At 62.1% G+C, this 7784-nt stretch carries 6 protein-coding genes; 1 reads left to right on the forward strand and 5 read right to left on the reverse strand.

Annotated features, from left to right (window positions below; genetic code table 11):
• Window positions 1–157: 157 nt before the first annotated feature.
• The 4 genes from ASD03_RS26495 to ASD03_RS26510 form a co-directional block, all read right to left on the reverse strand.
• The gene (locus tag ASD03_RS26495) at window positions 158–1768 is read right to left on the reverse strand and encodes a DHA2 family efflux MFS transporter permease subunit (RefSeq protein ID WP_057217399.1); all 1611 of its coding nucleotides are present in this window, start codon (window positions 1766–1768) and stop codon (window positions 158–160) included.
• Window positions 1765–2862, reverse strand: a complete 1098-nt coding sequence (locus ASD03_RS26500; protein WP_057217401.1) for an HlyD family secretion protein — start codon at window positions 2860–2862, stop codon at window positions 1765–1767. The genes ASD03_RS26495 and ASD03_RS26500 overlap by 4 nt, the downstream gene beginning before the upstream one ends.
• 91 nt (window positions 2863–2953) lie before the next feature.
• On the reverse strand, window positions 2954–3367 hold the full coding sequence (locus tag ASD03_RS26505; protein WP_057217403.1) for a cupin domain-containing protein: 414 nt from the start codon (window positions 3365–3367) through the stop codon (window positions 2954–2956).
• A gap of 76 nt (window positions 3368–3443) precedes the next feature.
• Window positions 3444–4196 carry an SDR family oxidoreductase gene (locus ASD03_RS26510; RefSeq protein WP_057217405.1) on the reverse strand — a complete coding sequence of 251 codons (753 nt, stop codon included), beginning with the start codon at window positions 4194–4196 and terminating at the stop codon, window positions 3444–3446.
• A 250-nt stretch (window positions 4197–4446) separates the two neighbouring features.
• Between ASD03_RS26510 and ASD03_RS26515 the strand changes: the two genes are divergently transcribed.
• Window positions 4447–6042, forward strand: coding sequence for a winged helix-turn-helix domain-containing protein (locus ASD03_RS26515; protein WP_057217413.1), 1596 nt, complete (start codon window positions 4447–4449; stop codon window positions 6040–6042).
• Between the two features lie 211 nt (window positions 6043–6253).
• Here the strand turns inward: ASD03_RS26515 and ASD03_RS26520 are convergent, their stop codons facing one another.
• Window positions 6254–7606 carry an MATE family efflux transporter gene (locus ASD03_RS26520; protein WP_057217407.1) on the reverse strand — a complete coding sequence of 451 codons (1353 nt, stop codon included), beginning with the start codon at window positions 7604–7606 and terminating at the stop codon, window positions 6254–6256.
• Window positions 7607–7784: the final 178 nt, after the last annotated feature.

The raw sequence follows: 7784 nt of genomic DNA on the forward strand, positions 1-7784 counted from the left end.
TCATATGCAAGTGATCGGGCGGGTCGTCACTGCTGAAGGGATGTGTCGCAAATGCAGCCCTTCGGCGCCGCTCAGTCCGCCGAAGCAAGATGCGCCATCTGGTCCGCGTGTGCCTTTGCGAAGCATGGACCGGGCCGCGGGGTTACTGGCGAAGCTCTTACAATTCGACTTCTTCGCCTTGCGATTGCCGAACGCGTGCCTTTGCATATTTTGCCAATCCGATCTTGATGGCGACCAAAATTGGGGCGGCAACCAGAAAAAGCAGTGCGACGGCGTTGAAGGCAGTGTCGAAGGCAATCACCGTCGATTGACTTGTGACCGCCCGGCCCAGAAGGCTCGTCGCTGCCCGGCTAGCGGCAGCTCCTTCCATCCCTTTCGCCATCAGCATGGCTGTCGTGATCTTCAGCCGTTCGAGCACCGCGATCTCCCCTCCGGTCACGTCGGCGGCAAGCACGGCGACATTGGCGGCAACGTTATGGTCGATCAATGTCTGCAGCCCTGCGACTCCGATCAGCCCACCGAGCTGGCGACCGGTATTGAAGAGGCCGATCCCGGAGGCAAGATTGCGGCTGTTGAGATTACTGAACGCAATCAGGGTGATCGATAGAAACAGGAAACCGAGACCTAGACCGCGCAACAGGACCGCTGCCATCATGTCGTCCGCGCCACTCTCACTGGTCGAACCGGACAGCATCCACATGGCGACCATGATCATCAGGATGCCGAAGGGCACGGTGGCAAACGGAGGAAGGTGGCGGGCCTGCATGAGATAGGCAGCCAGCAGGAGCGCACCGATGAAAAGTGCACCGCTCGGCAACAAGAGCTGCCCAGCGTCGGTGGGCGTGAATGCGAGAACGGACACGGCGAATGAGGGAATGAGGAAGGCGCTGCCGAAAAGTGCGGCGCCGGCAACGAAGCTGACGATGAAGGCGAAGCTGAAATCCTCCGACCAGAACAGGGTAAAATCGAGCAGACCCTGCCCCTTTGCCAGCACCTGTTGGCCAAGAAACGCCAGCAACGTGGCCATGCCAATCACCGTTAGCCACAGGATCCGAGGCTCCTCGAACCAATCCCATCGACTTCCCTGGCTGAGGACATACATGAGCGAAAAGAGCGCGCCGGACATCAATGTAAAACCGATCCAGTCAAACGGGCGATGCGCCGCTTTTGCCGGCATTGGCACGTCTGCGATCAGCAGAAGCCCGGCAGCCGCCAGCGACACCGGAACGACGCTGAAGAAGATCCATGTCCAGGATTGGCTGTCGAGCAACCATCCCTGAAGCGCCGGGGCGATCGTCGCTGGCGCGACAACGGCCCCCATGGCGAACAACGCTTGCAGGATTGGTTGACGAGTTCTGGGATAGGCGAGGAAAATAATCGCCTGACCGCCGACCAACAGGGTGCCGCCGGAGAAGCCCTGAATTACTCGAAGGACGACCAGCAAGTCCAGGCGAGTGGCCATGGCGGCAATGGCGCACGCCAAGCCCATGGCAAGGGTCGAGGCAATAATCAGGCGCAAGGGATGGATGCGGCTGAGCAGCCAGGGGGCCGTCATGAAGCCGATGAGCTTGAAACTGGTGTATCCGACATCCAGCCAGGCGAACTCGTCTGGCGTTGCATAGGTGTCGCCGATGATATCACTACGCCCGAGCGACAGGACGGTGCTGGCGATCGCCTCCGTCAGGGCGGCAAGCACAATGCCAGTGACCAGAAGCGCGCCTGTCGCCGATCTCTCACGCTCCGGGATCGCGGTGACGGCCATTGTCATGATCCGCTCCCCAGATCGATCGCGACTCGTGCGGAAAGGCCGGGAACCAGACGGCCAAGCAGCGGATTGCCGGCAAGCCGGATCTTCACCGGAACGCGTTGTACGACACGAACGAAGTTGCCTGTCGCATTGTCGGTGGGGAGCAAGCTGAAGGCAGCCCCACTGCCAGGTGCAAAACTGTCAACCACGCCCACAAGCGCATCGTTCGGATAACCGTCGATGCGAATGCGTACGCGCTGGCCGGACCTGATATGTTCGAGCTGGGTTTCCTTGAAGTTCGCCACCACCCACACCCCGGCGACCGGTACGATATCGAGCAAAGCGTTACCCGGCGCGACAAGTCTTCCGATACGAACCTGGCGGTTGCCGATAACGCCGGCAACAGGCGCGCGAACCACGGTGCTTTCGAGATCGATCTGGGCGAGATCACGAGCGGCCTGTGCCTGGGCCACGGCGGCAACGGCCGCCTCGCGCTGAGCGGCAAAGACCGTTATGCGTTGCTGCTGAGCCTCGACTGTGGCGGATGCAGCCGCCACGCCCGCCTCCGCTCTTGATCGCGCGGTATCGCTTTCATCGACATGAGCCTGGCTGATTGTGTTGCTGCGGATAAGCTCACGGCGGCGGCCATAGGCCTTGGTCGCCAGATCCATCTCGGCGACAGCCGAACGTTTCTGTGCTTCGGCCTGTCGAATGAGTGCGTGCTGAAGTTCGGTCTCCGCGTCGACATTGGTGAGGCGAGCTTCGGCGGCTTCCATATTGGCGACCGCTTGCGCAAGGCGCGCCCTGTAGTCCCGATCATCGATCCGGAACAGCACCTGCCCTGCGCTTACGGTTTCGTTGTCATCAACCTCCACCGCCGTGACGTAGCCCCCGACTTTTGCGGCAAGCGAGGTCACATCGCCGCGCACATAGGCGTTGTCGGTCGACGCCTCGCCGCTCGGACGAGCCCAGGCCCATCCGCCGGCCACGGCGATCACTGCGCCGAGGCACAGAAGCAGGCCGACGACCTTTTTCTTGTTGCCTTGTTTTGCTGCGCCACGGATCGTTGCGCCCTCGCCCACGACGGTGGCGGCTTTGTCCTCGAGCGGATCCATTTTCTCAGTTCCTGTTGGGGTTAGGTGGTCGCCAGGCAGCCTTTCGACGGAGTTGTCAAAGGCTGCCCGCGTGGAAAACGCGTTCGATGCGTCATTCGCCGATGGGCGTGGTCAATTCCTTTTCACCGGTGTTGACGATGAACACGGCGAGCAATCGCGCCGGCTTCGTGTCGCTGGCGTTTGCACTGACGCCGTGACGAGCACCGGGATCTTCATAGAAGTTCTCGCCGGCCGCGTAGACCCGTTCCGGCGCACCGTTGACGCTGCTGCGGATCGCGCCTTCGAGCACAGTTGCGTAGATGAAGGCCGAGTCCGGATGCGTATGGCCGGGCGAAGCGCCGCCCGGCCCGTACTCGACGAGCACGCCCTTCATGCTCTTGCCTGGAACGTTCGGAAGGACATGGTCGAATACGATCGTCACCTTGCCCTCGGGTCGGTCGGCGGCTGAGACCGGGGTGATCGAGAGTGTTGCCAGGGCAAAGGCATGGAGAAACCGTGTCAGCATTGTCGTTCTCCTAATGGGTGTCTCGTGGGACACCGCGCCGGGTCCCGGACGAGCGTTTTTGGCGTCTGCGCCAGCCTCAATGTGCGGGTTGCTGGCCAAGCCAATCCTCGAAGTGGATGGTGCCGAGGCGCGGTTTGTCGCCTGGTGTCAGCGACTGATCGTTAAGCACCGCACCGAAGTAGCGTGCGTGAACGTCCGGCACGACCTTGCGCGTGTCATGCTTTGCCTTGAGGAAGCGCCTCACCAGTTCATCGAGCGGAACGGCCTCGGGGCCGGCGACTTCGACCTTGCCGTTGATCGGCGGTGCGAGTGCGACATCGGTGAGCGCCGCCGCCACGTCGTCGGACGCAATCGGCTGGAACAGCGCCGGCGACAGGCGAATCTCGCCGTCGACGTCGGCCGATTGCGCAATGCCGCCGACAAACTCGAAGAACTGCGTGGCGCGTAGGATGGTGTAGGGAATGCCGGACGCCTTGATCAGATTTTCCTGCGCGATCTTTGCCCGGAAGTAGCCGTTGTCCGGAAGGCGTTCGCTGCCGACGATCGACAGGGCAACGTGATGGCGAACGCCGGCAGCGGCTTCGGCGGCCAACAGGTTACGACCAGAGGTCTCGAAAAACTCGAGAACGGCCTTGTCTTCCCAGACCGGCGCATTTGCCACGTCGACGACGATCTCGGCGCCGTCCATCGCTCCCGCTAGCCCCTCGCGGGTGATGGTGTTCACGCCCGTGTTGGGGGCGGCGGGTAGCACGTCATGGCCGCGCTCGCGCAGGTTCTTCACAAGTTTCGATCCGATGAGGCCCGTGCCTCCGATGACGACGATCTTCATGGGTTTTCTCCGCTTTTCCCGACCGCAACCATTGCCGTCTGTACGAATGGAGAGTACCTGCGGGTATGTGGGAAGTCCTTGAGGCATGCTTGAATTGCCATTGAGGCATGCTTGAATATATGTCCAAGACGCCTGCCTGATCGATGCCCTGCGGACGCGTCGGCGGGCCAGGCGTTCGCTATCGATGTCAGATACCATTCGTCAGTTGCCTCGGCCGTAAGCCGGTGGCGCTCGGTCAGGGATGCCGGCCTTGCAGTTCATCTTCGGAGACTACGTGCTGGATCAGGAGCGCAGGGAACTGACCTTGCGTGGGCAAGTCGTGGCCGTCGGACCGCAGGTGTTCGATCTTCTGCAGCACCTGGTGGCAAACCGTCACCGTGTCGTCAGCAAGGACGACCTGCTGGAGGCGGTGTGGAGCGGCCGGGTGGTCTCGGAATCGACAATCACCAGCCACATCAACGCCGTTCGCAAGGCCATCGGCGACAGTGGCGAGGAGCAGCACCTGGTTCGCACGATTGCGCGCAAGGGTTTCCGCTTCGTCGGCGAAGTTGAGGTCGATGAAATCGGAGACACGCCACAGCCCGGCGGGCGTGGCGCCAATGAACAGGCCTCCGGAAAATTGCAGGGGCAGCCGTCCGCGCTCGTCCTTCCCGACAAGCCCTCCATTACAGTCCTGCCGTTCCAGCACCTGAGCGGCGATCCGGAGCAGGAGTATTTCGCCGACGGAGTGGTCGAGGACATCATCACGGCACTGTCGCGCATTCGCTGGCTGTTCGTCATCGCGCGCAATTCCAGCTTTACCTACAAGGGCCGGGCGGTGGACGTGAAGGAAGTCGGCCGGGAACTGGGCGTGCGCTACGTGCTGGAAGGCAGCCTGCGCAAGGCGGGCAACCAGGTGCGCATCACCGGCCAGTTGATCGACGCCACGACCGGGGCGCATCTCTGGGCAGAGCGCTTCGAGGGCGCGCTCGACAACATCTTCGACCTTCAGGATCAGATTTCGGCCAGTGTCGTCGGCGCGATCTCACCGCAACTCGAGCGCGTGGAAATCGAGCGCGCCAAACGCAAGCCGACGGAAAGCCTTGACGCCTACGACTATTACCTGCGCGGCATGGCGAAACTGCACATCGGAACCCGCGAAGCGATCGAGGCAGCGTTGGCCCTTTTCTACAAGGCGATCGAGCTCGACCCCGACTTTTCATCGGCCTATGGGGGGGCGGCCTGGTGCCATTTCTGGCGCAAGCTGAACGGCTGGATGGTTGACCGGAACCACGAGATCGCCGAAGGCGTGCGGCTGGCGCGGCTGGCGGTGGAGCTGGGTCGCGATGATGCGGTGGCGCTGACGAGAGCTGGCCACGCGCTCGGGCATCTCACCGGCGACGTCGACGGCGGCATTGCGCTCATCGACAGGGCACGGCTACTCAATCCGAACTTCGCCCCCGCCTGGTTCCTCGGCGGGGCTCTGCGTGTCTTCCGTGGCGAAACGGAAAACGCCATCGAGGATCTCGCGCATGCCGTTCGTTTGAGCCCATTAGATCCGGAAATGTTTCGAATGGAGGCCGCCACTTCGCTCGCGCATTTCTTCGACGGGCGCTTTGATTCCGCCTCGTCTTGGGCGGAAAAGGCGCTGGGAAACCTGCCCAGCCTCCTCGTCGCGGTCGCCCTTCTGGCGTCGAGCCACGCGCTCGCGGGGCGGCTCGTAGAAGCGCGACAGGCCATGCGGCGCCTGCGCGCGCTTGATCCATCCTTGCGCATCGCCAATCTCAAGGACTGGCTTCCGATCCATCGCCCGGAAGATTATGCGCGGTTTGCCGATGGTCTGCGCCTGTCTGGGTTGCCGGAATGAGCCCACCAGCTTGAACTGGATGACGACGCCACCGCCCTCGCCGGGACAGACTGGCCGCCGTCAACGAGCCAGTCCTCTTTTCCCTGCTCAACCGAGCACTCTAAAGGCTACTCGACAGGGTCAAACCAGAAGACAGCCCGGTATCGCCCAGTGGCAACGCGAAGCAGGCGATGGCGAAGGCCCGAGGGCGCCTTTCGTCAACGCGCCCAGATCACAGCTGCGCAAAAATACGCTTCAGTTTGAGGCCCAATGTCGCCGCGCGCGCCAGCATCAACACCATCATCCCGAGCCAGAGCCCGTGATTGCCCCAGACTTGCTGGAGAATGTATGCCGTCGCGAGGAAGACCGTCGTCGAGATAAACATGCTGTTGCGCAGTTCCCGGGTGCGTATTGCGCCAATGAACACACCATCGAGCATGTAACTCGTCACCGAGATCAGCGGCAACACGACGACGTAGGGAAGAAAGTGGACGGCCGCGGCGCGAACTTCCTCCTGGTTGGTCAACAGGGAAATGATCGTCGGACCGGCCATCGCATAACACAGCGAAAACAGCAGCGCCACCAGGCCGGACCACAGGAAGGCCGCCTGGATCACACGTCGAAGGGCCTGTTTGCGGCGTGCACCGATGACTGATCCGACAAGGGTCTCGGTCGCATGGGCAAAACCATCGAGGCCATAGGAGGTGATGCCATGGAGGTTCAAGAGCACGGCGTTGGCCGCCAGGATCGCGTCGCCTTCTGCAGCGCCGCTTCGCGCAAACCAGCCGAAGCACACCAGCAGGAAGAGGCTGCGCAAGAATATGTCGCGGTTGACTGCAATCAAGCTTCGAAAGGCGGCACCATCAAGGAGGTCGCGCAAGTCCAGCGGTTGCCCCGCACTGAACGGTCGGACGATCAACAAACCGGCAATGAAGGCAGCCCATTCGGCCATGGCGGTGCCAGCGCCGATGCCTGCGACCCCCCAGTCGAACACGAAGACCAAGGTCACGGTCGCGGCTAGGTTGAGCACATTGAGCGCTACCTGCAACGCAAGCGAAATCATCACCCGCTGGCGACCCAGCAGGTAGCCGAGCAGGACGAAATTCCCGAGAGCCGCGGGGGCCGACCAGATTCGCGCCGAAGCGTAAGCCACGGCGCTCTCGTAGACCGCTTCGCTGCCACCAAGGAGCGCAAGCCCGATTTCGATGATCGGCTTCTGCAGCACTATGATGATCGTGCCACCGGCAGCGGCAATGAGAAGCGCCCTGAGTAGATGCTTGCGTATGAGTGCGCTGTCGTCGGCCCCCGAAGCCTGAGCGACCAGCCCTGTTGTCGCCATCCGCAGAAAGCTGAAGCTCCAGAACAGGAAATTGAACAGAACGCCGCTGAGCGCCACCCCGCCGAGATACCAGGGACCGGGAAGATGCCCCGCCACCATCGTGTCGACCAGCGACAACACCGGCTGCGCGAGATTGGCCAGGATGATCGGAAACGCCAGCGTGACCATCCGGCGGTTCCAGTTTTCCTGCAGCTCCACAGGTGGCGAAATGTTCATCGCGCATTCGACCTTGGCGGAAGTATCCACACGGCCGCACCAGTTTGCCTAAACATCTCTATCACCCCGGCTGGTTGGCCTGTTTACGTCGATACTGTCTGCAAAACGTTGTCCCGCTTACCAGTCCATGACGACCTTGCCGGAGTTGCCGGAGCGCATGGCCTCGAAGCCGTCGCGGAACTCGTCGATGCCGATGCGGTGGGTGATG

The organism is Ensifer sp. Root127 (genome assembly GCF_001425225.1).
Lineage (GTDB): Bacteria > Pseudomonadota > Alphaproteobacteria > Rhizobiales > Rhizobiaceae > Ensifer > Ensifer canadensis.